Here is a 22,380-nt window from a genome sequence, read left to right as displayed (position 1 = left end):
GAAAAAATGAGCAATTTTGGCTGCTTAGGTGGCCTTTGTTATTCAGAATTGTTCATAAACAATGTCGAAGTGAAAGTCTTAATATTTCCGGTTGCTATTTGCTTTTTTGCTTTGTCGTGAACAAATAAAGTCCACATAATTCTTGCCTAGCGCCTTCGCCTCATTGCTGCGAGCAACAACGCAGCCATCGTTATTCGATAGCGTCACTACTGGCCGATTGCGCAGGCGCGGATCAAAGGCACGATCGCAGCTGACATACATCGCATTCACGTCTACCAAGGCAAATTTTTGACGCGCAGGAACTGTCACGTCACACCTTCAACTTTCGGATGACGGCGGACACCACGCCCCACACCTCCAGCGTCTCACCTTCCTTCAGTCGAATAGGCGGATATTCCGAGTTCTCGGGCCGCAATTCGGTAACGTCGCCTTTTTTGTATAGCCGCTTGATGGTGTATTCACTATTTACGATGGCCACGACAATGTGACCGGATCTCGGCTCAATGGATCGATCGACTAGCACGCGATCGCCATCGTCAATCTGGGCGCCGATCATGCTCTGGCCTTTGACCGTGAAGAAGAACGAGGCTGCTTTGTGCTCTACCAGCAGCTCGTTGAGGTCCAGCGTCTCCTGGGCATAGTCGGTCGCCGGACTTGGGAAGCCTGCCGATATCGTCTGAAGGAATATCGGCAAGGCCACAATTTCGCACAGCAGCGCTGCCGGCAGGGGCTTATCGGTGGCGGATAGGGTTAAGATGTGATGGTGCATGGCAAATTAGTAACACTGTGTTTATATCCAGTATATGCTATTTCAGAAATGCGCCTCGTATTTCAGCGAGGAAGCCAGCTACACCATAGGAGATTAGCCCCATGTGCGGACGGATTATCCAGATCGAAGATGAGGACGAGTACGCTGAAGCGATGGAATTCAAGCTTGAGCAAACCATAGTGCCGGAAAAATACCGGAAGAGCTTCAACGCCGCGCCGCACACGCTGCGCATTGTCTTTCGGCTGGTCGATGGCAAGCTGGTTGCTGAAGCGCTACCGTGGCGCTATTTATCGCATTGGGCGAAAGAAAAGAATCTGCGCCCGGCCATCAATGCGCGGCGGGATAAGCTGCTGACACCTTATTACAGGTCCATGATGAAGAATGGCCGCGTTGTTGTTCCTGCAGATGGATGGTATGAATGGACGGGCCCAAAAGGAGACCGGCAGCCATGGCTCATTCAGGCGAAGGACAAAAAGCCGTTGTTTTTTGCGGCGCTGACCAACCAGGGCGACGACGTGGCGATCGACGATGACACCGGCCTTCTGATTGTGACCGACGATTCAGCAGGAGGCATGGTTGACGTTCATGATCGCCGCCCAGTTGCGCTGACAGCTGAAGATGCTATGACCTGGCTTGATACGTCGTTCTCATACCAGCAGGCAGAAGAACTAATTCGCAGCGCTGCCCTCGGCCCGGAGTATTTTCAATGGAGCGAGGTATCGAAGGACGTTGGCGGCCACGCACATGACGGGCCGGAGCTGCTGGAGCCGACCGGCCAGATAGTGCTAGGCGAGGTCGCGACGGACTCATAAATCAAAATGGGGTGAGTCCTGTGGGCGCGGCTGACTGCCTGCTGACATTTTTCGCATGCGAAATTTAATACCCATAAAAAAAGCCGCGATCTTCTTCGCGGCTTTCCAATGTCGAGGAAAAGTTAAACCAGCTTGTCGAAGTCCGGCAATCCGTCTTTTCCCTGAGTCCACATCTTCATGCCATTCTGCTGCTGCTTCGCCTTCACCTCCACGAAAGAAATGCTCCTGGTCTTCCAGATCGCTCCCTTTAAGGTAGTCACTTTCACGTGATATAGCTCCGCAATCCTATTGATTGAGACACCGTTATCTACCAGTTTCGCCCAGGTGTTGTATCGGTTTTCCAGCACGTCTTTACTGGTTATGCCATTGGCATGTCGGTAGTTATAGACGTCAATAGGTGTTACGCCATCGATCATCGTTGCGATCATTGGGTCGTTGAAGCCAAATTTTAGGAGCTTCAGAATTTGTTCTCTTTGATTCTCGCTCAACATAGGGCAAACAGGTCACATACAGTAAAGTATGGAATGATAATTGCATTCCGGTTTACAAGACGATAATTTTCTTAGTCTTATGGCTTTTTTGCCTCTGATTTTATGTCATAGGGCCGAAAATTGGATCAGAAAACGAGACTATTCCCATTGGGTAGGAGCAAAACCGCCTCAAGATGCGCACATATCCCCCTTTCGCCGTATTGTTTAGCGCAAGTTAAAGAATTGTCCTGCGGTTGAAGGGTGATGCGAACTCGTTTAACGCAAAGTCGCCATGGATATCACGCCGTTTACCAAGGTGCTGAACTGGTCAGCATCTCCCCCCGTGAATTCCGGCGTAACCGTGTAGGTGCCGGCAACGGCGATCGTTGGCGTGTTAGTGATTTTCAGCTTGGCTTGTCGCGCTATGGCGGCGTCAACATCTCCCTGAAGCTCTTTGTAGTGCTCTTTGATCAGCCTCGGCACCGAGACGGGGATCTGCGCTGCCTGCGAGATACGTTCGATTGCCGCCCAATTTTTCGGGGACAGCCCCAGCTCTTGAACACCCGTAAATGACGCCTCGATAAAGTTGGGCAAATACTTCGGGTAATAACGTTGAACAGCAAAGAAAGCGAAAGAGTAGGGGTATCCATCCAACTTGTTGACAAGCGGGGTGAACTCAAACGTCTCGCCTGGGGGAAGGGTTCGGGACAGGTTCTTAAAAAAGGGAAAATACTGTTTAGAAAAATTGCATGTGGGGGAAAAAAATGCGCGCACGACGAATTCATCGCCGACGACTGTTTTTACTTGGAGATACGGCTTCATTTGCTCCAACGGCAATTTCTCTTCGGCCAAAACAGACCTGGCCAGCGAACCACCTAATAGCATCGCGGAAAGTACAATTCGCCGTTTCATGCTGCTTTTTCCATCGGATATTCTTTCAAAATCATTCCCTCAATGCTTAGTTCAGCGATATCTTGTTCAGCGTGCAGCTCGACAAAGTGTTTATCGATGGCGGCATTCACTTGCGAATAGCTCAGGTCATACTTCTTGGCTAATTGGGTCCGGACACTGGGCGTTTCGGCAGCAGTAAAGTTCACCGGGACGGATGTGGTGCAGTCCGTTAAGCTGCAGCGCGCTTCTTCAACGGATCTCGCCGCCATCATCGCCAGAGTCTCATACTGTGGTTGCTTGATTGCAGAACGGTAAACCGCATCAGGAGCCGCGCCATCGTTGATGATTTGAGCAATCTCGTAATTGACTTCCATTGCCTCGATCAACGCAAATTTCCCGCGCGGTTCGGCGTCGTATTTGGGAACGGTTTCAGGCACGACAAGTCCATTCTTTGCGTACCATTGGCGTTCAACAAACGAGAGTGGGCGCTGACCGGGCGCCTCGCCTGCAGGACGGGCGGTAATAAGTCGGGGCGCCAATACCAATCTGAGTGTCGCAGCTAATGTAGAAGATGCCCAGTCGCGCTGATCCTGCGGATACATGCCTATCAAACGGGCAGCTGCTGAAGGTGCATCTTCAGTATGAATGGTGGCGAACACAATGTGGCCAGTCTGCGCCAATTGCATGCATGCCGTCGCGATTTTATGGTCAAGGATTTCAGCGCAAACAACGATATCGGGATGCTGGCGCATAAAAGCTTCCATCACGCGTTCCCAGGTCATCTCGCCGAATACTTCATGCTGAATAATTTGACCCAGACCGCGCAGCCGAAATTCGACTGGCGATTCGCCGGTTGATATTGCCTTGGTGCCGTCATTAAGCAGGAGAATCATTGCGTGAAGAAGTGTTGATTTTCCGCTTCCGGTTGGCCCTGTGCAAATTACGAGGCCAGATGGTCGGGAAATAATCTCCTTTGTCAAAGCGAGAGCCGCATTCGGCATGCCGACCTGATCCAGCGTCGGAGCGCCTTGATCATCAATGATCCGGCAGACGAACGAAACGCCGTCATAGGTCTTGGTGAACATTACCCGCACGTTGATGTAGTAAGTCTCCTCATCTTCATGAGGTTTCAGCCCTTGCTCTATCGCCCAATCTCGCGGGAACTCCATTTCAAAACGGCCCTTGATCGTGACACTCGTTGCCCCCCCTTGGGCTGCATTGATCAACCCTAGCATTTTTGTTTTGAAATGTTTGGTTCTTCCACCGCCGGCGTATAGGAAATTGTGGAATCCATGCTTTGTGCGGATGTTGACCCGCACTTTAGGATTCAGCTCGCTTTCCTTGAGATGCACGGTCACATCCGAGCAGCCGTTGATCGACGCATAGGTGAACAAGCGGAGGATGAATCTATCGATCTCTCCGTCTGGGCCAGAGGAAAGAGTCATCAGCTGCTGCTGTTGATCCTGACTGAATTCTTCGAAGATTTCCGAATACGTGGGGAGCACAAAAGATTGCATTGACGGCCTTTTAGGTGAGCACGATCCCTTATTCAGCGCAATGCCAAGTCGGATTAATAGGGCAAAACGTGGCTTACAGGGGCAATCGAGCAATTAAAAATTTACATTTTTGGTTATTATAATTAAAATTTAACGATGTGAAATCACGTATTTAAATTTAAATTGAAATATTCATTTCTTTGTGCGGTCATTCTCTCGATTACTGGTTCAGCCTACGCAGCAGCTGACGGCAACCAGGAGTCGAACGACGCCTGGCAAAAGGGCGTCAGCGACTCCCTGAATGAGACGAAATCGTTGAATTTCCAGAAACTGCAGGAAGGCGTTCGCGGGCAAGCCGAGGCTGTCATTGGGAATATCCAAACTTCGCAGATCGCGGAAAGCCTGCATATTGCGGATTCTCCGGCCGTAACCGCGATGTCAGAGCGACTAAACAGGGCGCACAAAGGCGCCATTGAGGCCACCGATGAAAGCATGGTCGCAAAGGCTAAGGCAGCATTGCCCAAGATTGCTGATGCGCTCTATCGCGGCCCTAAAAGCCCTTACTTCACGACATCGCCTCGCGGCCAAGATGTAATCACCGTCATCCGAGCCATTCCTCAAGCGTCGGGTGATAAGCGCCGGGAATTGCTCCTCAAGATCAAGCAATACAGCAGTGCTGGATTTCCTGAAGCGGTGAATTTTGTGGGATTCATATTTGAATACGGCCTGTTCGGCGCGAAGAAAGACGGCGCCCGCGCATTAAACCTATATCAATCAGCCGCGGCGACGGGCTATCAGCCTGCTCTGTATAACGTCGCAAACTATTTGTATTACGGTAAAGGCGGAGTTCAAGACACAAGTACGGCGGACGATGCAATTCGCCGCGCCTACATGATGGCGCAAGATACTTCGGGCCGCATCTGCGGCCTTGGTGCATTTATCAACTATCGCAGTGGGAATAAAAATGAGTCGCTGCGATATGCAACTGGCTGCACCTCAACGCTTGCCAAACTCCCTATGGCGATCTACGAAGAGCGGATGTTGCCGCTAGAGCGAATTCGCACATTGAAAGAAACCCTGGGCACTGGGGCCGACGATGCATTTCCCATGATGCGTCGTATTGCTGACTCGATGACAAAGATCGACCCACAATTGAAATGCCGCTATGAGTTGATGGATCGGTATCGCCTGAATACCGATACCCAATCAGCAAAGGCAGCTGCTACGCAATGCCTGAACAAGTCCGGCACCAGCGACGGCAACGGGCGGATGTCACAGGACATAGCAAATTATGTCGACGTAGAGATTCGTTCTATCCAGTCAGAACGACAAAGAAATCAATTCCACTACTCGTGGAGCGTTCCCTACCTACCGTTCCCCATGACCGAGACGGGCCAATTCCTCCCTTTGATCGAGCACAAACAACAATGAAAACAATTATCTTTGCAATTCTTACGTGCCTCGCAGGCTCATCCTTCGCTCAGACAGTAGATCAACTCACGTTCGTACAAGCGTTGAAGCAGGGACGTGCTGAAGGACCGATTCCAGCACAACAGCAGTTCCAGGAAGCCGCTGCTGCGATGCAGGCCCGGACTGGAAGTGCGGCGGCGATCACGGTTCTGTCCTTCCGTATCTCTCAGTTTGATCAGCAGCCGTCCTGCGGCCGGATCGGCTTCGGCCTCTACCAAAAATCAACGAACACATTTTGGTCACAAAGTGGTGGCCAGATGAATATCTGCGAGAACGGATACCCGCCAAACCGCATTTGTCCCGATGAACCGAACAAGCTAGTGCCTTTCAACGCTACCTGTGCAAACGGTAAGAATAGTGTGGATACGCCAGAAGTTGCAGCAGCTATTGCCAGCGCGATTAAGGGCGGCAGTTTGTCGATGGAAGAAGTCTCGAAACGTATGCACGCCGCGAAACCAGCCGCTCCGACGAAATAACAGGAAAGAAATAAATGAAGAACAAATGGTTACTGTCCGCGCTGATGCTGTTCTGCACCTGGTCACAAGCTCAAAATCAGCAGATGCTCAACGACTCTTTGGAGTATGCGAAAACACTGCAGCCAAGTTCTAATGGGCAGATAGTTAATCCAAGCGCTGTGAATTCCTCAACCTGGTCAAGCACGAAGGTTCCGACCGCCACCCCAAGTGGGATGGGTCAATTTTCATCTCCAACCACCAGCTCAAGCCTGTCAGGTTCGAACATCATGGGTGGCTTGTCTGCTTTAGGAGTAAAAGCGCAAGATGACTGCGTTAACTACGTCCCAACTGGAGATCCCGTCACGGATCAACGCTGCGCCGCCATCAATTTCATGTCCGCACATTGTTTAACTCCTACCAGCGGGCAAAACAAGATCCTGGGAGCATCAGGCGCAAGCCAAGGCTCACTTGCGAACTGCCAAGGAACATTTGGTGCTGGTCAATCGCAATTCGACTATGGCAACACTGTCACACCGGATGATCCGATTTTTGGGCCTATTAAAGATGCTCAGGACAACGCGAACAACGGTCCGCAAAATTGCACAGAGAAAACGGTAACAACTGATCCCGCTCAGTACACGACGAATACCTGCGTCAAAACATCGAACGTTGACAATCCAAGTTGTAATCACACGTTGGATATAAGCTCGATGTCAGTCGTAAAAGGAGCAACGGCATGCGTGAACGGCAACATCCTTTGGGGCTGCGGCTATGACTGTGGTCACGACGTCGATACTGCCACGCTCGTGTGCTCTGCTGGTGGAAACGCTAATCAGATCCAAGCCTATCTTTGGGCACATGGTGGCGACTGTGGTTTCCGAGGATATTCAGGATCAGTCGATCTGACGAAAGCTGGGGTACAAGTATTGAACGAATTCGGGAATTGTGTAGGGGATAGATCCGGAGATTGGCTGCTGGAAGCAACTGTAAACCAAACTTGCGATGCAACCGTCCAGACAAATTGCAACGTCTCGTTTCGACTTGGACGTGTTGCCGTATTTGAGTACAGCTGTGCTGGAGGTTCATACCTTCAGGATACTAGCAGCGTAGTTTTTTTGGATAGCAACGGCAATTACATCGACCCTTCAACGCTCCCAATGTCGTATCGCGGAGGTATATGTGTGGATAGCACCGGGCAGCACCCAACCGGGGCGAAACCGACACCAGTCTTTTACTCGTATGATTTTATAGATGCTGCCACCACAATCAATTTTTTAAATCCGGACGCCAGCACCATTGTTGGGACGCCTACGTGGATTGACAATTGCACGGAATACGAAAAATAGGCCGGTCATGACACGAGTCCATATAAATAAGATCCTCAAAGGATTTGCAATCTTACTGTTCGTGATGGCTACGAACGCCTATGGCCAGACCTACGCTCCGGGAGCGTGCACGCCGGTCCCGTATTCAGAAACATGTATTGACTCTACGCCTTGCAAAACACATCCATCCGGCGTTCAAGTTTGTTTGAGTGGCGTTTCAAAAGCAAACGCAGTCAACATTCCACAAACCTGCTGGAAGTACTCATATGAATACGCATGCAAGAGCAACACGCCGACCAATACATGTGGCCCATACGAGAACAACCCTAAATGCGCAATTCTGATAACGAAATGTTCAGATAATGATCCAGTAACGGGCGCATGCGATTCTTGGAACTACACGTACCAATGCCAAACGAAAGACGCAATTACGAAGCAGGAGCTTCAATGCACATCGGGGATGGTCGCAACATTACCCACACCTGACAATCCGAATGCAAATTTCGTTAAGGCTGCATTGGCAATGGAAATCTCTCGTGAAATGTCGGTGTACACCGAGATATTTAGTGGGATAAAGGAAACCTGCGCCAAAGGATATGGCGGCATCAAAAACTGCTGCAAGGCGGAACCTGGTGGCCAGTCGAACAACGACGTAGTGGCGTCACTCGGCGTCACCGCGGCATATTCGGCGGTCAAATATGCGGGGCAGAAGGCCGTTGACACTGTTTCGCCCTACGTGTTCGACGCGATGTTTTCCGGAACCGTTTTTGATTCGGGTATGCAAACTAGCATGATGGGCGCTTCCAGCTCCATTGTTCAGAACATCGGAGCAAACGGAGATCCGACCAGCTTAGCAACAAATTTTGCCGGCAACGGGATGTCCATGGGTGCATATGGATTCACGTTTGGTACCGGGTCATTTGCGGCATCTAGCCCGATTGCCGGAACAACAGAATTGTGGTCTGGCGCCGCCGGCGCGGATGGAGTAAGTAGTGGATTTATATCATTCAATCCCTACATGCTTGCTGCACAAATCGCTATTCAATACATCATGTCTTTGATGAGTTGCACTCAAAACGAACAGATGCTTGCCTTGCACAAGGGTTCTAATCTGAGCGTGTATGTTTCAACGGATTGCAGTAAGCGAGTATTAGGCGCTTGTCTGGAGTACACGGATACATATTGTTCGTTCAATTCGGTGTTGGCACGCATTATCAATCAGCAAGGGAAGGCACAATTAGGCTTGGACTTCTCCACGTGCACAGGCCTGACCGTCGATCAGGTGGGAAAACTTGACTTCACTAAAATTGATCTTTCAGAGTTCGCGGCGATCATGCAAGAGCAAGCCATGAAAGGTCTCCCATCGTCTCAAAATATCTCATCCTCTTATCAACCGGTGATGTCAAACACGAAAGCTGGAAGTAGCCAATCTTCAGCGTACGGCACTGCGTACCCTGGCGCATCAAAATAATCAAAAAGGAAAAATCATGAAAATCATCAACTCTGCTATCGCGGCCGCAACGTTCCTGGTGTCCGCCGGTGCAATTCAGACTGCTCACGCTGAGCCGGTTCAGTTTGATACAGACGACGCTCACGTGATCGTTATTCGCCCGATCGATGTTTGGTCGCCGAATGAATACTGGAATGACTATGTGATTACCAACTTCAAGCGAAATCAAATCCGATACGGCGTTGTTACCGAAAACGGAGTGAAGCGGTCAGGTGATGATGATGCGCTGGCCAAGCAAGTGAGCGAAATGGCGAAGCCATTTGGTTTCGAGGTTGGAGGTTTCCGAAGCATTGTCCTGGCCGTAGCGAAGCCGGTTTCGATGAGTGCCCAAGATATGACCGGGTTCAACAAGGCTCAAGACGAAATCTATGGCGCAATTGTGAAAAAAGCTGGCAATCCGGCACGACTCACCAACAGCACTCGTCATCAGCAATGGTTGGGTACTGCGCTAAGCGCATTAACGCTGGGAATCGGGGTCAAGGAACTCGGAAGTCTGGGCATTCAAGCTGCACAAGGGCCGATGCAGGATGTGTTTAGCCTAACTATGCAAGCAAGGAAAGTTTTAGTGCCGCAACCATCAGTGCCGTTTGACTATACAGCCTACCAGTCAATCGATATTCGCCGCGTTACAGCAGATCAGGTCCACATTGGGCAAATCATCATTGCCTATCGCGGTGAAAAAACAGCCGAGTCAGAAGACCGCGCATTGGCCAAAGCTATCGTTTCAGTGAGCGGGGCAGACTCGTCTCTTGACGCCATCAAGACAGCCCAAGCAAAAGATCTGGCGGATCGCCAAGCATTGTGGGACGCATGCGTTGCGGCCAAAGAATGCGTTGCTGACGATTAAATCAAAATTTCGCATGCGAAATTTCCGCACCACCATTCCAAATCAACTCAGGATGAAGCCAACCATGCAATTCAACGAACCAGACGAAGTTCAAAAACAAGCCCGTGCCGCGCGTATGCGGTCACTCAAAATCCGTGTTTCAGTTATCGCGTTGCTGATCGTGCTCATTGCGGGTGGTGGATGGGCAGTGAACTCGTTTATCCAGCAGATCGGCGCCAAGAACGTTGCTCAGGTCAATCTCAAGAATGCTAATCAGGAAGTCGCACGTTTGACGCAAGTTAAGAAAGACCTGGAAGGGAAACTGAAAGAGGCCGAGATGAATGCCGCAAGTATCGGCAACTCCAAATCCGATTTACAAACAAAGATCAATGAGCAAGAGTCGCAATTGCTGGCGTTCGCTAAGCAGGCCAAGGCTTGCGAAGTAATCCGCACGAAACTCAAGCTCTAATTTTCAACCAGGGGCGAATGTCCCATTTTCCTATCTGCATGGAACAGCCAATGGAAAACGAAGAAAAAAAAGAATCACCCCCTCAAAAGCCAAGCACGGTTCAAAAGGCAGCACAGAAGCTCTCGTTCTTGCACTACCTGGCAATTGGAGTGCTGCTGGTATGCCTTTTCCTGTCCGCGTTTAATCACCATTAAACATCACATGCCCACCTACAGAATCTCTGGCCACGAAGTAACTGATGCCGACGATGTTCGGCTTCAAAGAGCGCTCGCCTATGCCTACGACAACAAGCAACGCCCACTGTGCAGCTGTCGGGGAAAAGGTATCGAAATGTATGTCGCCAAAATTGGCGAAAGATATTCGATAAAGCGTATGCCAAACACTGGTAGCGAACACTGGCCAGGCTGCGTTTCGTATGAGCCGCCACCGTCGCACTCCGGGCTTGGTGAAGTGATGGGAACCGCCATCGTCGATGATCCAAAGATGGGGACTACCACGTTGAAGCTGGCGTTTTCGCTATCCAAAAATGGGGATGGGAAAGCTCCCCCATCCTCTGAAGGCGAATCTGATAGCGTGAAGACGGATGGAAGCAAGCTCACCATGCGCGGCATGCTCCATTACATCTGGAAAGAATCGGGACTTCACCGCTGGCAACCAGACATGCCAATACGCCTTACTTGGCCAGTCATTCGCGACAAGCTTCTTCTTGCAGCCGGCAACAAGATTTCAAAGGGTAAAAATGTTCTGGAATATTTGTTTATTCCTGAACCATGGACCGTCGAAAGAAAAGAGGAGATTGCGAACCGTCGCTTAGGAACATTCGTAAAGGCCTCCTCCGCGGTTAAAGGAGTGCGGCGCTTGATGATCGCTATTGCGGAAATCAAATCGTTCGGGACAGCCAGGTATGGCTTTCAGATCCAGTTTAAGCAAGCTGATTGTGTGTTCATGATGAATGAGGACATTCACCGCCGAATGAACAAACGCTTCGCACGTGAAATCGATATTTGGAACGCCGATACAGAAAAAAAAGTTCACTTGATGGCAATCGCAACATTCAGCGTCGGGCCAACAAATCTCCCCTCGATAGAAGAAATCGCGTTGATGGTTACTCATCCATCGTGGATACCGGTCGATAGCGCCGCTGATTTTGCCCTAGTATCGAAGCTGTGTGACTCCCGTCGCAGCTTTGAAAAAGGGTTGCGCTACAACCTGCCTGCTTCGAAGCCGCTGGCGTGCGTCACACTGATAGACACAGATCCTGCAGTAGCAGCGTTTATTCAACCAGCTGATGCATCCGAGGAATATGTGAAGGAGCAGGAAAAAATCATCTCGGAAAACAATTCCTCACATTGGCTTTGGAAAGTTGGCGAAGCCGAAATTCCCGAACTGCCTCCGCCTTCGCGCCAGTAATTTTGACACAGGCGCTGAAAATAGCCGCTCTCAAGAGCTTGGCATCCCTCTTGCCCCGTCCTAGCGATGAGACGGGGCAAAATGCGCTTGATGACCTGGTAGGCGCTCTCGACGTTCAAATCCAAACTATCGCTGCTGATTTAGCAGCAAGACGAACCGCCGCCGGCGTCCTCTTGCCTTCCACTGCGGTACTTTTAGAAAAGCTTCGCACTAGGCTGTTTATCAGCGTCCACGGCTACATGCTTTACTTCACGGATGGCCGTACATGCTATATCGACCCTCGCGGCGCCAGCGTTCATCTTGGGTACACGCCGACCGAAGAAATGATGTCCCGTTTTCTCGCCAAAATTGCCGATGAATCATTCAAACAAAAATGACCAGGTTCCCAATGTCATTTTGTTCCCACACTGCTAAAATCTTCGAACACTTACTTTAAGGAAACTAAATGAAAAAAATTAGCTTGCTTGCTGCTGGAATGCTTTTGGCAATCGCCGCCTATGCCCAGCAATCGGACAAAGTTAGCGTGAGAGATATGGGCGTTGCTCCGGGCCCAGCGCCACAAGCCCGCTATCTGGTGGGAACAGCAACCAATGTGACGCCCGGCGACTTGAAGACGGTAATTCTGGAATTCAATTTGTTTGACGCCCAAAATGCGCAAGTCGGCAATGCGTCAGCCGTTACGCAAAATTTGGCCGCAGGTGGTGCATGGAAATTCCAGGCGCTGACGGTTCAGCCGTTCGATCATGCCAAGCTCGCCCGTATTACCGCTTACTGAAATGAATAGCGGTTGAGAATATGGTTTCACCCACGTTCTCAACCAATCGACTACAGATCGTTACATCGAGAGTGATTGTTCTTGCGAAATATCTTTTTCGCGATCTGGGACGATTTGAATTTGACGTGCAACCGATTGCTCCTGGTTTGTCTTCTTGCTTTCTTCCTCCCGCTTGATATCGATCGCCGTTGTCTTTGTCGTCTCCTTGCCGGCGTTCTTCAGCATTTCCTTTCTGTCGCTAGTCACGATTTCCGTGTTGTCCTTGGCACGCGACGCAGCCACGTATGCTGCTTCTCGATTGAACCAGTGGGCGCCGATTTCGCTTACAGCGATAATCTCGCGGTGGTTCGTTACCCCCTGTTCCTTGTAAGTTGTTCGCGCATAGGCCAGATCGACGGTCGCCATCTGCTTGTTGCTAAAGGGAAGTTCTCGTGGTTTTTCTCCATCCCATTTGATCGTCGTCTTCTCGTTGTCGATGGCAATAATCGTTCCTCGCTCTCCATTCACAACGCGATTGGGATCTTTTTCTTTACCGTGATTGGCGCGAGCCTCGACGCGATCGCCGACTGAATAGCTGCGCTGTTCCAGCCGGGCATAGTCCAGTTTTTTGAACTTCTCTGGTGAGATGGTGAACTGCTTGCCATCTTCACGTTCAATGGTAATTTTGTTGTTCTTTGCATCCATTGAAAGGATCTTGAGAACGTCTTCAGATTGGACGCCTAGCGATCGATATGGCTTCATCGCGATCACGCGATTTACTTTGTTCTGGCGAAGCGAGGCAGCATACTTCTTCTGCGCAGCAGTCAGTTTTGGGTCGTCCAGGTGTTGCTTTGTATACTCGACACTGGAGATCCTGCCTGCTTCTTTCAGCCCATCCCGTACCGCGCTATTAATCTCTTTGCGATCGGCATTCGTAATCGCAACGATACCGACTTTAGGAGACTCCACACCGCGCTTTTCTAGCTCTTCTGTATTGGCAAGATATCGCTCTGCGGCCGTCACGGCCAGGTCTTTTTCTTCGACTTCCGAGATTGGCAGCACGTCGATTGCTTCTGCATACCAACCTTTTTTCATCGCATGAATTGCCAACTTTTGCTCAGGTGCCGCATTATCGAAGCGGCGCGTCTCTTCGATCTTGGACAGATTAATTCCTGCTTGCTGTGCCTGGGCAAAGGCGCGGCCAGCTGCGACAGAGCCATGCTGCTTGATGTCGCCCTGGAGTACAACGCGCGCGCCAATATCCCTGGCCAGCTCAGTCAGTCGCGCCGTGTCTTTCGTGCCGGTCAAAGAACTTTCGTCCATGACCAGCAGGTATTGCCGGCCCTCGACGTGGCCGGTGGTTTGCAGGTTGCTCAACTGGGCCTGCTTCGCTGCGAACTGCTGCTGCAGCTCATTGAAGTTGCGCAGGCCTTTTTTATCCCGCTCGTCAATGACCTTATTTTTTTCGTCGCTACCTACAATACTGTAGCTGGCAAGGCTGGCGCCGAGTCTCGTTTCTAAATTTGCTCTTACCTGGATCGCACCAGCTTTAAACCGGTCCTGAAAACGCTCCGCGGATCTCCATGCCACTTTCGCGGCCTCGTGCCGCTCGATGCTGCTATCGGTCAGATGGTGGCCAAGACGGTTCAAAACGTTGTGTGGCGACGCCGGCGATTTATGCACCTGTCCGGTTTTCTCGTCGAAGACATATCGGGCAGTTCCGAAGCCGCCCAGATCACCCTTTAAGTTAAGGTCCAGGCGCTGAACAAGTTTGATGGCCGGGGAATTGTCTTTTTCGTGCGCGATTTGTATGGCCAGCTTATCAAGATCACTTTTCAGCATCTCTGCCTGTTGATCATTGTGAAGCATGAACGCTGCTACAGTTTGGCTAGGGATGCCAGTATCTTTCTCCAGGTTTCGCGCTGCAGTAGTCGTGGTCGCGATACCTACAATTTCCCAGCCTTTTTCCGCCGCGACCTCGTGCACGAACTCTAGTGCTGCAGTCTTGCCGGTGCCGGCATCGCCTTGCACGCCCTGGTACTTGTCCGCATGCATTAGAAGATTCTGTGCTGCGATACGCTGCTCATAACTCAGGCGCCAGGTGGTATTTGTCTCCGCGCTCTTGCGCTCTTCAAACTTTTGCAATGCCCGGTCGAAATCCTGTTGCTCAATGAGTACTTTCACGCCCTTGTTATGGCCTTGCTCGATGGCGTCTTTAAGAGTCAGTTCATGGGAAACGGCCGCAGCGGTCGTAACCAACCTTGCGTCTTCACCTGGTCGGTTCTCTCGCTCCACCAAGCTACGGTCCTTGAAGCGCTCCGAGATGGCCGCCTGGATGTCGGTAATGCTGGCGTCACCGATGGTGAAAAACACGGCTTGCTTTTCCAGCTCTGACAGCTTGAAAGTCTGTTCGCGCTCCGACAAGTGCTCGATAGCCCGGTTCAGCGCGGCATTTGCAGCCGCGGATCTCGCCCTGGAAGGATCGTACCCCTGTTCATCTCTTGATTTTGCGCGATCAATGGCCGAATTGACAATGCGATCAACACCTAGTCCCATATCAGCTGCTCGATCGCGCCATTGTTGCCAAAGAATATCCTTACCGATATCGCTCTTAGCTGCCCGACTATCCAGCACTGCTGTTTGCCGCTCAAAATAGGATGCGTGCTCCGGGTTGCCCCCGTGCGCGGCGATCGCCTCATTCATTTGCTTGGTGCGCTGGCTGAATTCGCTCAGCTGCTCTCCAGATATGCCGGCGATCTCAAAGTCCACGCCATTCTCGTTTCGGACAATCTGATAGCCCGCCTCATGCAACAGCATCGACAGTTCGTTTTTATAAATTGTGTCAGCTGACGCACGTATCTTAAACAGCTCATCATTCGTCAAGCTCCGCCATTTCTTCGCCTCGGTGTCGTAGGTGGCAGACACAATGACATTGTGGTTATGCAGCTGGGGATCGTTTTGACGGCTGGTTTCGTGCTGAACCGTGGCATAGAGCAAATTATTCGTATGCTTAATGACGTTGTTACCATCGCTGTCCTTGATGCGGACTTGAGACGCATGACGTTCAATCCAAGCCAGTGCACGTGCATTGGCCTCGATGTGGGCGTCTACTACGCGCCTGTCTCCACCAACCAGGCCCATCACCGAAACTGACTTCGGCGCCGAAACGGTGAAGTCATAACCCAAGCGGCGATCGCCCCCTTTGCTGTTCTTCGATAGATCTTGCGTTTGCCCATTGTCTGGATTCAGCAGACGCCCTTCCAGATGTTCAACAAATGCTTCTTTAGTGACTTTCTCGCCCTTGATTCCCAGCAGCTCGGCGCCGGCTCCTTGCCAAGTGGCTACCGCCTGGTCATTGGCATAGTAGTTGTCAGCTTCACGCGCAGGAGTATTGCCGTCTTTTGCCAGCGCTGCGTCATGGTATTTTGCAGCGTCACCGCTGCTAGAAATCGTGGCAGAGCTAATCAATTGTCATCTCCGTAGAACGGTTCAACGGTCACGCCAGATTCGCCGGCGCCAGGTCCGGTCGGCAGCTTTACTGTCATCGATGTGAAGCGGCCGGATGGATGGTAATCCTTCGGCGCGAATGTCTCCGCCCGGCTAGGTAGACCGTCGCGATTCCAAGTTACTTTCAAATAGGGATAGGCATTGACACCGCCGGCATTCGTCATGGTGAACGTCAGCTGGCTAGTTCCATTTGGTCGTGGCGCCATCGCGAATTGATCGACGCGGATCATAGCGGCGTCATTCCGGTAGGGGCGAAGTTCATAGCCAGTAATTCGCGCTAAGTCTCCTTCGCGCAGAACCGCCGGCGGCTCTTTCTTATTGAAAGGATCGATCCCGGTTTGCACGGCATCAAGAAGTTCGCGCCGGTAAAGGACCATGACCAGAATTCCGAGAAACAGCAGGAAGCCAATAAACTGCCACAAGCCCTTAAGGCATAAAGAATCGTTGCTCATATCAGAATCCCATATTCAGGTCGCCCTGCTTACCCTGTTCTGGAGCTGGGCCGTCGCTTCCAGAATCCGTGGCAGGCGCAAAGCCCATAGTGATTGCAGTTACCGGATTTTCAGGATTTTGATTCCCTGGGCCATCAGGCTGAACCTGTTTGCGTTGTTCTGTTTCTTTGGCCGCAGCATCGCGAATTTCTTGCGCTTCTACGATTACTCCATCAAAAGCAGTCTCGCCCGCCTGCAGCTGGCGCCGAGAAATAGCAAATCGATTGTCACGCGGAGGCAAATCGATCTTTGGTGCAAAGCTTGCGAGACGACTAGCTTGTTTTCCATTTGGTAACCAGCTTGAAAAATCAACTTCCGCAACAGGAAAATGACCTGGTACTTTGATATATCCCACACAAGGGTTCAGTGTGCCAAGTGTCGATGGCATAACAATCCATTTTCTGTCGTTCTCGTTAATAACAAGACCAGCACCATCACGTTGCTCAACAACTGCCAGAGCCTGATTTTGAGATACAACTTCCATCTCCATTTGTCCTATTCGGCGCGCAGCTCGCTCCTGAGAATCAGGATCGTTAATCGCTAATTGCAGAGTGGTGTTGAAGCAATTCATGATGGTTTCAGCTCTGTCTTGACCAACTTCAGCAGTCAGTTGTTTATCGCTTTGAGTTCCTGCAGCTACGCAGACACCGTATTTGCGCAACTCGGCCAAAACCTTATCAACCTGGATATCGCCAAGTGTTGGTATCTCGTCGAAGAAGAACCAAAAGCGATCAAAAAAGACTTCTTCTTGTTTCGCTGCGATTGAGTCAAATGCCATTTGCAGAATCAATCTGTACATTGGGGCAAACATTGCCCGCGTGTCTTTTGTTCCTACTAGGTAAAGGCAACTGTCATCATCACGAGCCAACCACTCACTTATCGACCATGCCCCTGGATTGACCGCTGCAATACCATCCAGATACATTGATATGGAACTGAGAACCCCTTGCCGTTGCTGTTTAGAATCCCCACCAATCGTGGAGCTCGCAACGGAGTTTTTGACAAGAATTGCCATTTCTTCTGCGGGCATTTCAAGGAAAGCACGTGCAATATCACGCGTATCTATCGATCCCTTTTCGGCCAGCCTTCGCACGATGACGGTAAAAACTGCTCTTGCCGCGTCTTCAAAGAACTTGTTATTACCAGCAGCATGCCCTGGAGGTCTGGGCGGCAAAAATGCCTCTGAAAGTGTATTTGCGTTATAGCTATATTTAAGTTCAACAAAGAGGCTGATGGGGATCGATCCTAACAGGGCCGGATTGAAGAAAACGTCAATTCCTTCTCGGAAATAGCTTCGATAGTAGCCCCCGGTACTGTCATAGATAATTGACTTACGTTTCCTTGCAAGAACCTGCTGGATCAGATCATGCATAGCAAGCGACTTACCCGATCCTTGGGCGCCGTTGAAGAGCATGCCGCGCATTGGTGCATCCTTGGGAATTGCGACGCTTACTATTTGGTAGTCGGTCGGTCCCGTCGCTTTCACAAGTTTGTCTAGGGTTTTTGCATCGACTTTTTCAAGCGCACCTTGGATACGCTTATTGGCTTTTTGATGACGCCCGATCTTTACAAAATATTGCCAAACTGAAGCATAGCCGATACCCCCAAAAAGCAGGGCCAGCCAGAAGCTGAGTATCAGATTGTCAAAACCTTGGCGGTCATCTTTGAACAAGGTTTCGAATTCTGCAGCGGACAAATTTTGCACAAGTACACCATCTGGTCGCTTGACAGTCACCACTTTGGATTGCCTATCTACGTCACGGATGAACCATCTTCGATGTGATCCTTCGGACATGAATTTGGACATGATGATGTTTTTGGTTACGTCTACGCTTTGCACAGAACTCCAAGAGAACCAAAAGATAAACGGTAGTAGTAATCCTGGAATGAGGCCGAACTGAACTGATCTTCGCACAGCCTGAACGGTCAACTTTACGCGAGTTATAAAACTCGCTTGGCCAACTCCGGCATCTGTAGCCGCTGAATTCTTTTCCACTTTACACTCGCTTAAAGGATGTAAAAACGTCCGTCACCAACATATACATCTCCGCTTTTCGTTTCTTCTACCAAACGGAAAGTCTCCAATTCAGGAGGCAAAACGTCCGCTAATGTCGGACCGACTTGCCCTGTTGATGTCCGCCATTGTCCGCTTTGAATTTGAATAAAATCAGCTGCTCGGACAAATTCCATGTTGTCGATAACGATTAAATCGATGACACATGGTGCCTCTTCAAATTCGTATCGATATTCGTTTATTAAGATGGCGGCGGTGCCACCAGCATTTTGATATTCAGAACAAACCTTGCTATAGGTTCCCTGGCGTAGATCGCTTATTTTGTTGATTGAAGCAAAATCAGGTATCGCATCGAACATAGTTTTCCCCTCACTTACCTTCAAGACTTTTTTGAATTGCTTTCGTATTTCCCATGGCGACTTTAATAAGCCGCATCGATTCGCTACCCAGCCGCACCATATACGCCTCTTGCGACTCTCCATCCAGTTTCGGCAGGTTCATAACCTGCACACGTGAAGCGAGGAAAAGATTCGCCAAAAGCATCTCGGCGATTGAACCGGTAGCTGCCGATATGGCGTCAACTGAATCCATGAGCCGTAACTTTTCAGGGCTGTACTCGGTAAGCCCATTTTTTATAAAAATTCGCGCAAGCGTTGAAGGTGTTATGTCTAACTTGTCCGCTTGTTTCTTCAGTTCCTCGATGTCTTCGAGATCCAATCTGACGTCAAATCGCTTTTTTGCCATTTTCACTCCTTTGTATTCGAATTTTAATACACTTTCCCTTGTGGAAATTCATTGTGTGTCGTTGTCCCACAGCGCAATCGTTGATAAATACTCAACTATTTGAAACTTGGAGTACTTTTCGCATACACCTTTTTCATTTCTGTCCCACGAAGTAAACCTTGCTAGTAAAAGGCTTTCAGGCCGATTTGCATAGGACACGTCCGCGTGCGTAATGTGTGCAGATTTAAGGGGGTGTGGGGACTCCCACGAAGTTTAGTTTTTGTGTTGATGGGCGTCGCAGACGACCGGCGACACACTGGAGCATTTCGGTTTTTTTTCGGGATGCGTTTCTCGATCATTAGAGATAGAATTCGAAACGTGGGAATTACCCCGAAACAACTTATTATCTAAATGCGAAGGAAATGAAACATGGCAAGTGAAGCGCAAGCGAACGTAGCGGATGCTGCACCGAAGAAACGCAGCAAGACGATCGATGAAAAGATGGCGGAGCTTGATGCTCAGCTGAAGGTGCTGCAACGTAAGAAGGATGAGATGGTAAAGAAGGAACGGGAAAAGAACGGAAAAGTCATTGCCGCGCTTTTCCAATCGGAAGGATTGTTGGATGTACCTGCAGATGTTTGGAAAGCAAACATGCTGCAAATTAAGAAGGTTTTAGGTGTTGGTGCATAACAGCAGGGATTAGGAAAGAAGCATGTCGCGATTAATGTAGTGATATCCACAAATCCACATGCCCCTTGTCCCCGGCCGCGACCGTAAGAGTCGCAAGAGCCGGGGAACGTGCCCGGTTATCCACAAAAGACTTTTTGTGGGTAACCGATAAGGCACGTGGGCTTGTGGATTTGTGGGTATCACGGACGTGCAGGTACAGCTGTTTTTTCTGGTTTTTTGGTTTCTCCTACCTTTCGACCATCTCCGAGCTTTATCCACACATCCACATGCCCCTTGTCCCCGGCCGCGACCGCAAGAGTCGCAAGAGCCGGGGAACGTGCCCGGTTATCCACAAAAGACTTTTTGTGGGTAACCGATAAGGCACGTGGGCTTGTGGATTTGTGGGTAAAGCGTATTCCCCAATTTCAGTCAGTTCAGCGCAAACTATCTTCCGCGCATTGCGCGGCCAATTCAACGTTCTGCCTGGAGGTGGGTGGCCTCGCCGGAGGGGGAACACCTCCGAGAGAGCGGTGGCCAGATCGAATGCCGGTCGGGCTATCATGGATTTTCGGTCGAGGGGGTGGGTGGCCTCGCCGGAGGGGGAACGCCTCCGAGAGAGCGGTGGCCGGATCGATTGTCGGTCGGGCCATCGTGGATTTTCGGTCGAGGGGGTGGGTGGCCTCGCCGGAGGGGGAACGCCTCCGAGAGAGCGGTGGCCGGATCGAATGTCGGTCGGGCCATCGTGGATTTTCGGTCGAGGGGGTGGGTGGCCTCGCCGGAGGGGGAACGCCTCCGAGAGAGCGATGGCCGGATCGAATGTCGGTCGGGCCATCGTGGATTTTCGGTCGAGGGGGTGGGTGGCCTCGCCGGAGGGGGAACGCCTCCGAGAGAGCGGTGGCCAGACTGAAAGGCGGTCGATCCTGGGCAGGAATCTTTCTAGTCTGGATTTTCTTCTATACCCCTATTTCCTAAGGATAGAGATTCATCAATAAATCAGCGCAATCGCTAGTTTTCATGTCTACGTACTCCGACATGAGTTCTGTATCTTTCGCGCATTTAAGAGCATTCGCTGATACTGGTACACCTAATTTTTTCAATTCATTTAATTCCAGCGCCACCATCACGCTAAATGAAATTACTTGCTGGTCGATCATATCTATCCGTCCTTTGAGGAATGAGCTGTTATTCTGGTTCGCTGGATGCTTCATTCTTTCTATTTGTTGTCTTGTTTTCGCTTGGCTTCTGCCCGTTCATGTAACCGTTGGATCGTCTTACGAACCGCCTCGCGCTGCGCCTCTGTTTGCTCAAATACTTGTGGCTTCAGGTCTAAGCGTCCGTCGTCAAACATGCGCATCAGGGATGCCAGATAGCTCGGGTCGCCCGGCCAGCCGCATCGCTTCCAATACGCCAGCAATTCGGCCTTCACCTGGTCAGGATAGGTCGCCATTTTTTCGCGCGCCTGACGCCAGCTTACGGCTCGCCGGGCGCGATCAACAACCTCCTGCCTGTTCCATCGATCTCGCCGAAATGTCATTTCGCTGTCTACGTCTTTCTGCTCGGCCGCAATCATTTCAGGGAAAAGCGGATAACGCTCGATTTCCCGTTTTTGCTTACGTGCGTATGCCTTTCTCTTGCGCTCGGTATCGTGAAATTCGTACCTTTCTAGCCGCTTAAATCGCATCGTTCGATTTCTTCGTTTAAATTAAAGACGTTCCGCGACAAACACCTCGGCAACTTCATCCAGGAACATGCCCCACTTTATGGCTAGATTTTCCATGCTCATAGAACGCAGAATCGGCCCGCGAAATCCGAGCTTGCGGAGGCGATTCATTTCAGTGCTTATTTCTTGGCGATTCATGGTTTTATTCTTTTAGTTCTCAGAATGAACGAGCTTTAGGCCTGCTCTCGCAAATGCACTTTTAATGTCCCCGCGGACAGGGGCTTGCTCTTGCTCCTGGGCGGCTTGCCAGCGTTCAATCGTCTTGTTGGCGTAGTCGATTGCTCTCGCTGCGCTTTCTATATCGTCGGTGAACCTGGGCGATATTTCTTGCGTTGCTGTTCTTACGCGCTCGATGTGCTCATTGAGCCGTGCGGGCACGTTGCATCGGGCAAATTCCTGGCGTGTGCTGCCGGACAGGTCATTTCTCGACCAGTTCAGCGCATCCACTATTCGGCGAAATTCTCCAATTTTCATTTTTAGTAGATAAAATGAGTGTACAAATTAGCCACGTATACAGCAGCTGGCGCCACGGCCATTGCGAGCAACATCGCATGCTGCCACCATGCCAATTTTTTATTGAAGTCGATTTCGTAATCCAT

The 22,380-nt window shown here is 50.5% G+C and carries 26 protein-coding genes and 1 pseudogene; 12 read left to right on the top strand and 15 right to left on the bottom strand.

Annotated elements, in window-relative coordinates:
• Window positions 1-144: 144 nt before the first annotated feature.
• Both RV1423_RS29410 and RV1423_RS25450 read right to left on the bottom strand, forming a co-directional pair.
• A pseudogene (locus RV1423_RS29410) lies at window positions 145-309 on the bottom strand (SOS mutagenesis and repair protein); the annotation flags it as partial.
• A 1-nt stretch (window position 310) separates the two neighbouring features.
• Window positions 311-769 carry a LexA family transcriptional regulator gene (locus tag RV1423_RS25450; RefSeq protein ID WP_081769007.1) on the bottom strand — a complete coding sequence of 153 codons (459 nt, stop codon included), beginning with the start codon at window positions 767-769 and terminating at the stop codon, window positions 311-313.
• Window positions 770-870: 101 nt separating this feature from the next.
• Here RV1423_RS25450 and RV1423_RS25445 point away from each other — a divergent pair, with 101 nt between their 5' ends.
• A complete protein-coding gene (locus RV1423_RS25445) occupies window positions 871-1,581 on the top strand; it encodes an SOS response-associated peptidase (protein ID WP_051516954.1) in 711 nt (236 codons plus the stop codon).
• Window positions 1,582-1,703: 122 nt separating this feature from the next.
• On the opposite strand, the gene RV1423_RS25440 is transcribed toward RV1423_RS25445, so the two are convergent.
• From RV1423_RS25440 to RV1423_RS28750, 3 genes are all read right to left on the bottom strand, one after another.
• Window positions 1,704-2,072: a hypothetical protein gene (locus tag RV1423_RS25440; RefSeq protein WP_034303090.1), complete on the bottom strand. Its 369-nt coding sequence runs from the start codon at window positions 2,070-2,072 to the stop codon at window positions 1,704-1,706.
• Between the two features lie 255 nt (window positions 2,073-2,327).
• Window positions 2,328-2,963 (bottom strand): thiol-disulfide isomerase, encoded by a 636-nt coding sequence (locus tag RV1423_RS30695; protein ID WP_051516953.1) that lies wholly within the window; start codon window positions 2,961-2,963, stop codon window positions 2,328-2,330.
• A complete protein-coding gene (locus RV1423_RS28750; protein WP_051516952.1) occupies window positions 2,960-4,459 on the bottom strand; it encodes a GspE/PulE family protein in 1,500 nt (499 codons plus the stop codon). Before RV1423_RS28750 ends, RV1423_RS30695 begins: the two co-directional genes overlap by 4 nt.
• 162 nt (window positions 4,460-4,621) lie before the next feature.
• On the opposite strand from RV1423_RS28750, the gene RV1423_RS25425 reads away from it, so the two are divergent.
• The 10 genes from RV1423_RS25425 to RV1423_RS25390 all read left to right on the top strand — a co-directional run bounded on the left by RV1423_RS25425 (window position 4,622) and on the right by RV1423_RS25390 (window position 12,678).
• The gene (locus tag RV1423_RS25425) at window positions 4,622-5,869 is read left to right on the top strand and encodes a sel1 repeat family protein (RefSeq protein WP_034303088.1); all 1,248 of its coding nucleotides are present in this window, start codon (window positions 4,622-4,624) and stop codon (window positions 5,867-5,869) included.
• Window positions 5,866-6,384 (top strand): hypothetical protein, encoded by a 519-nt coding sequence (locus RV1423_RS25420; protein ID WP_034303086.1) that lies wholly within the window; start codon window positions 5,866-5,868, stop codon window positions 6,382-6,384. Before RV1423_RS25425 ends, RV1423_RS25420 begins: the two co-directional genes overlap by 4 nt.
• A 14-nt stretch (window positions 6,385-6,398) precedes the next feature.
• The gene (locus RV1423_RS30155; protein ID WP_155835288.1) at window positions 6,399-7,709 is read left to right on the top strand and encodes a hypothetical protein; all 1,311 of its coding nucleotides are present in this window, start codon (window positions 6,399-6,401) and stop codon (window positions 7,707-7,709) included.
• A 7-nt stretch (window positions 7,710-7,716) separates the two neighbouring features.
• Entirely contained in the window at window positions 7,717-9,159 is a 1,443-nt protein-coding gene (gene traN, locus RV1423_RS25415) for a conjugal transfer protein TraN (protein WP_081769006.1), read from the top strand.
• Window positions 9,160-9,175: 16 nt separating this feature from the next.
• The gene (locus tag RV1423_RS25410) at window positions 9,176-10,045 is read left to right on the top strand and encodes a hypothetical protein (protein ID WP_034303084.1); all 870 of its coding nucleotides are present in this window, start codon (window positions 9,176-9,178) and stop codon (window positions 10,043-10,045) included.
• Between the two features lie 64 nt (window positions 10,046-10,109).
• Window positions 10,110-10,493, top strand: a complete 384-nt coding sequence (locus tag RV1423_RS25405) for a hypothetical protein (protein ID WP_155835287.1) — start codon at window positions 10,110-10,112, stop codon at window positions 10,491-10,493.
• A 50-nt stretch (window positions 10,494-10,543) separates the two neighbouring features.
• On the top strand, window positions 10,544-10,687 hold the full coding sequence (locus tag RV1423_RS30150; RefSeq protein ID WP_155835286.1) for a hypothetical protein: 144 nt from the start codon (window positions 10,544-10,546) through the stop codon (window positions 10,685-10,687).
• A 7-nt stretch (window positions 10,688-10,694) separates the two neighbouring features.
• Window positions 10,695-11,903 carry a DUF1173 domain-containing protein gene (locus RV1423_RS25400; protein WP_034303078.1) on the top strand — a complete coding sequence of 403 codons (1,209 nt, stop codon included), beginning with the start codon at window positions 10,695-10,697 and terminating at the stop codon, window positions 11,901-11,903.
• 50 nt (window positions 11,904-11,953) lie between these two features.
• A complete protein-coding gene (locus RV1423_RS25395) occupies window positions 11,954-12,280 on the top strand; it encodes a hypothetical protein (protein ID WP_155835285.1) in 327 nt (108 codons plus the stop codon).
• Between the two features lie 68 nt (window positions 12,281-12,348).
• A complete protein-coding gene (locus RV1423_RS25390; protein WP_034303074.1) occupies window positions 12,349-12,678 on the top strand; it encodes an FxLYD domain-containing protein in 330 nt (109 codons plus the stop codon).
• 60 nt (window positions 12,679-12,738) lie between these two features.
• On the opposite strand, the gene mobF is transcribed toward RV1423_RS25390, so the two are convergent.
• The 5 genes from mobF to RV1423_RS25365 are packed head-to-tail and all read right to left on the bottom strand — an operon-like array spanning window position 12,739 to window position 19,413.
• Window positions 12,739-16,125, bottom strand: a complete 3,387-nt coding sequence (mobF, locus tag RV1423_RS25385; RefSeq protein WP_034303072.1) for a MobF family relaxase — start codon at window positions 16,123-16,125, stop codon at window positions 12,739-12,741.
• Entirely contained in the window at window positions 16,122-16,616 is a 495-nt protein-coding gene (locus RV1423_RS25380; RefSeq protein WP_034303070.1) for a hypothetical protein, read from the bottom strand. The genes mobF and RV1423_RS25380 overlap by 4 nt, the downstream gene beginning before the upstream one ends.
• A 1-nt stretch (window position 16,617) precedes the next feature.
• The gene (locus tag RV1423_RS25375; RefSeq protein ID WP_155835284.1) at window positions 16,618-18,651 is read right to left on the bottom strand and encodes a type IV secretion system DNA-binding domain-containing protein; all 2,034 of its coding nucleotides are present in this window, start codon (window positions 18,649-18,651) and stop codon (window positions 16,618-16,620) included.
• Between the two features lie 11 nt (window positions 18,652-18,662).
• On the bottom strand, window positions 18,663-19,028 hold the full coding sequence (locus RV1423_RS25370) for a hypothetical protein (protein ID WP_034303068.1): 366 nt from the start codon (window positions 19,026-19,028) through the stop codon (window positions 18,663-18,665).
• 10 nt (window positions 19,029-19,038) lie between these two features.
• Entirely contained in the window at window positions 19,039-19,413 is a 375-nt protein-coding gene (locus RV1423_RS25365) for a hypothetical protein (protein WP_034303066.1), read from the bottom strand.
• 408 nt (window positions 19,414-19,821) lie between these two features.
• Between RV1423_RS25365 and RV1423_RS25360 the strand changes: the two genes are divergently transcribed.
• Window positions 19,822-20,082, top strand: coding sequence for a hypothetical protein (locus RV1423_RS25360; RefSeq protein ID WP_051516948.1), 261 nt, complete (start codon window positions 19,822-19,824; stop codon window positions 20,080-20,082).
• Window positions 20,083-21,029: 947 nt separating this feature from the next.
• Here RV1423_RS25360 and RV1423_RS25355 read toward each other — a convergent pair.
• Genes RV1423_RS25355 through RV1423_RS30855 form a run of 5 tightly spaced genes read right to left on the bottom strand, consistent with a single transcriptional unit; the run spans window position 21,030 to window position 22,380 of the window.
• Entirely contained in the window at window positions 21,030-21,215 is a 186-nt protein-coding gene (locus RV1423_RS25355) for a hypothetical protein (RefSeq protein WP_155835283.1), read from the bottom strand.
• Window positions 21,216-21,274: 59 nt separating this feature from the next.
• The gene (locus RV1423_RS25350; RefSeq protein ID WP_197035005.1) at window positions 21,275-21,742 is read right to left on the bottom strand and encodes a hypothetical protein; all 468 of its coding nucleotides are present in this window, start codon (window positions 21,740-21,742) and stop codon (window positions 21,275-21,277) included.
• 21 nt (window positions 21,743-21,763) lie between these two features.
• The gene (locus tag RV1423_RS30145; RefSeq protein ID WP_155835282.1) at window positions 21,764-21,919 is read right to left on the bottom strand and encodes a hypothetical protein; all 156 of its coding nucleotides are present in this window, start codon (window positions 21,917-21,919) and stop codon (window positions 21,764-21,766) included.
• A 12-nt stretch (window positions 21,920-21,931) separates the two neighbouring features.
• Window positions 21,932-22,255, bottom strand: coding sequence for a hypothetical protein (locus tag RV1423_RS25345; protein WP_034303062.1), 324 nt, complete (start codon window positions 22,253-22,255; stop codon window positions 21,932-21,934).
• Between the two features lie 2 nt (window positions 22,256-22,257).
• Window positions 22,258-22,380, bottom strand: a complete 123-nt coding sequence (locus RV1423_RS30855) for a hypothetical protein (protein ID WP_255344237.1) — start codon at window positions 22,378-22,380, stop codon at window positions 22,258-22,260.

This window comes from Herbaspirillum sp. RV1423, assembly GCF_000577615.1.
Taxonomy (GTDB): domain Bacteria; phylum Pseudomonadota; class Gammaproteobacteria; order Burkholderiales; family Burkholderiaceae_D; genus Herbaspirillum.
This window is presented reverse-complemented; position numbering and strand designations above follow the sequence as displayed.

What these genes read in the sequence shown, in the direction of transcription:
- RV1423_RS25450 (WP_081769007.1), bottom strand. Translation starts at nt 769, where the DNA reads ATGCACCATCACATCTTAACCCTATCCGCCACCGATAAGCCCCTGCCG.
- RV1423_RS25445 (WP_051516954.1), top strand. Translation starts at nt 871, where the DNA reads ATGTGCGGACGGATTATCCAGATCGAAGATGAGGACGAGTACGCTGAA.
- RV1423_RS25440 (WP_034303090.1), bottom strand. Translation starts at nt 2,072, where the DNA reads ATGTTGAGCGAGAATCAAAGAGAACAAATTCTGAAGCTCCTAAAATTT.
- RV1423_RS30695 (WP_051516953.1), bottom strand. Translation starts at nt 2,963, where the DNA reads ATGAAACGGCGAATTGTACTTTCCGCGATGCTATTAGGTGGTTCGCTG.
- RV1423_RS28750 (WP_051516952.1), bottom strand. Translation starts at nt 4,459, where the DNA reads ATGCAATCTTTTGTGCTCCCCACGTATTCGGAAATCTTCGAAGAATTC.
- RV1423_RS25420 (WP_034303086.1), top strand. Translation starts at nt 5,866, where the DNA reads ATGAAAACAATTATCTTTGCAATTCTTACGTGCCTCGCAGGCTCATCC.
- RV1423_RS30155 (WP_155835288.1), top strand. Translation starts at nt 6,399, where the DNA reads ATGAAGAACAAATGGTTACTGTCCGCGCTGATGCTGTTCTGCACCTGG.
- traN (WP_081769006.1), top strand. Translation starts at nt 7,717, where the DNA reads ATGACACGAGTCCATATAAATAAGATCCTCAAAGGATTTGCAATCTTA.
- RV1423_RS25410 (WP_034303084.1), top strand. Translation starts at nt 9,176, where the DNA reads ATGAAAATCATCAACTCTGCTATCGCGGCCGCAACGTTCCTGGTGTCC.
- RV1423_RS25405 (WP_155835287.1), top strand. Translation starts at nt 10,110, where the DNA reads ATGCAATTCAACGAACCAGACGAAGTTCAAAAACAAGCCCGTGCCGCG.
- RV1423_RS30150 (WP_155835286.1), top strand. Translation starts at nt 10,544, where the DNA reads ATGGAAAACGAAGAAAAAAAAGAATCACCCCCTCAAAAGCCAAGCACG.
- RV1423_RS25400 (WP_034303078.1), top strand. Translation starts at nt 10,695, where the DNA reads ATGCCCACCTACAGAATCTCTGGCCACGAAGTAACTGATGCCGACGAT.
- RV1423_RS25390 (WP_034303074.1), top strand. Translation starts at nt 12,349, where the DNA reads ATGAAAAAAATTAGCTTGCTTGCTGCTGGAATGCTTTTGGCAATCGCC.
- RV1423_RS25380 (WP_034303070.1), bottom strand. Translation starts at nt 16,616, where the DNA reads ATGAGCAACGATTCTTTATGCCTTAAGGGCTTGTGGCAGTTTATTGGC.
- RV1423_RS25370 (WP_034303068.1), bottom strand. Translation starts at nt 19,028, where the DNA reads ATGTTCGATGCGATACCTGATTTTGCTTCAATCAACAAAATAAGCGAT.
- RV1423_RS25365 (WP_034303066.1), bottom strand. Translation starts at nt 19,413, where the DNA reads ATGGCAAAAAAGCGATTTGACGTCAGATTGGATCTCGAAGACATCGAG.
- RV1423_RS25360 (WP_051516948.1), top strand. Translation starts at nt 19,822, where the DNA reads ATGGCAAGTGAAGCGCAAGCGAACGTAGCGGATGCTGCACCGAAGAAA.
- RV1423_RS25355 (WP_155835283.1), bottom strand. Translation starts at nt 21,215, where the DNA reads ATGATCGACCAGCAAGTAATTTCATTTAGCGTGATGGTGGCGCTGGAA.
- RV1423_RS25350 (WP_197035005.1), bottom strand. Translation starts at nt 21,742, where the DNA reads ATGCGATTTAAGCGGCTAGAAAGGTACGAATTTCACGATACCGAGCGC.
- RV1423_RS30145 (WP_155835282.1), bottom strand. Translation starts at nt 21,919, where the DNA reads ATGAATCGCCAAGAAATAAGCACTGAAATGAATCGCCTCCGCAAGCTC.
- RV1423_RS25345 (WP_034303062.1), bottom strand. Translation starts at nt 22,255, where the DNA reads ATGAAAATTGGAGAATTTCGCCGAATAGTGGATGCGCTGAACTGGTCG.
- RV1423_RS30855 (WP_255344237.1), bottom strand. Translation starts at nt 22,380, where the DNA reads ATGGATTACGAAATCGACTTCAATAAAAAATTGGCATGGTGGCAGCAT.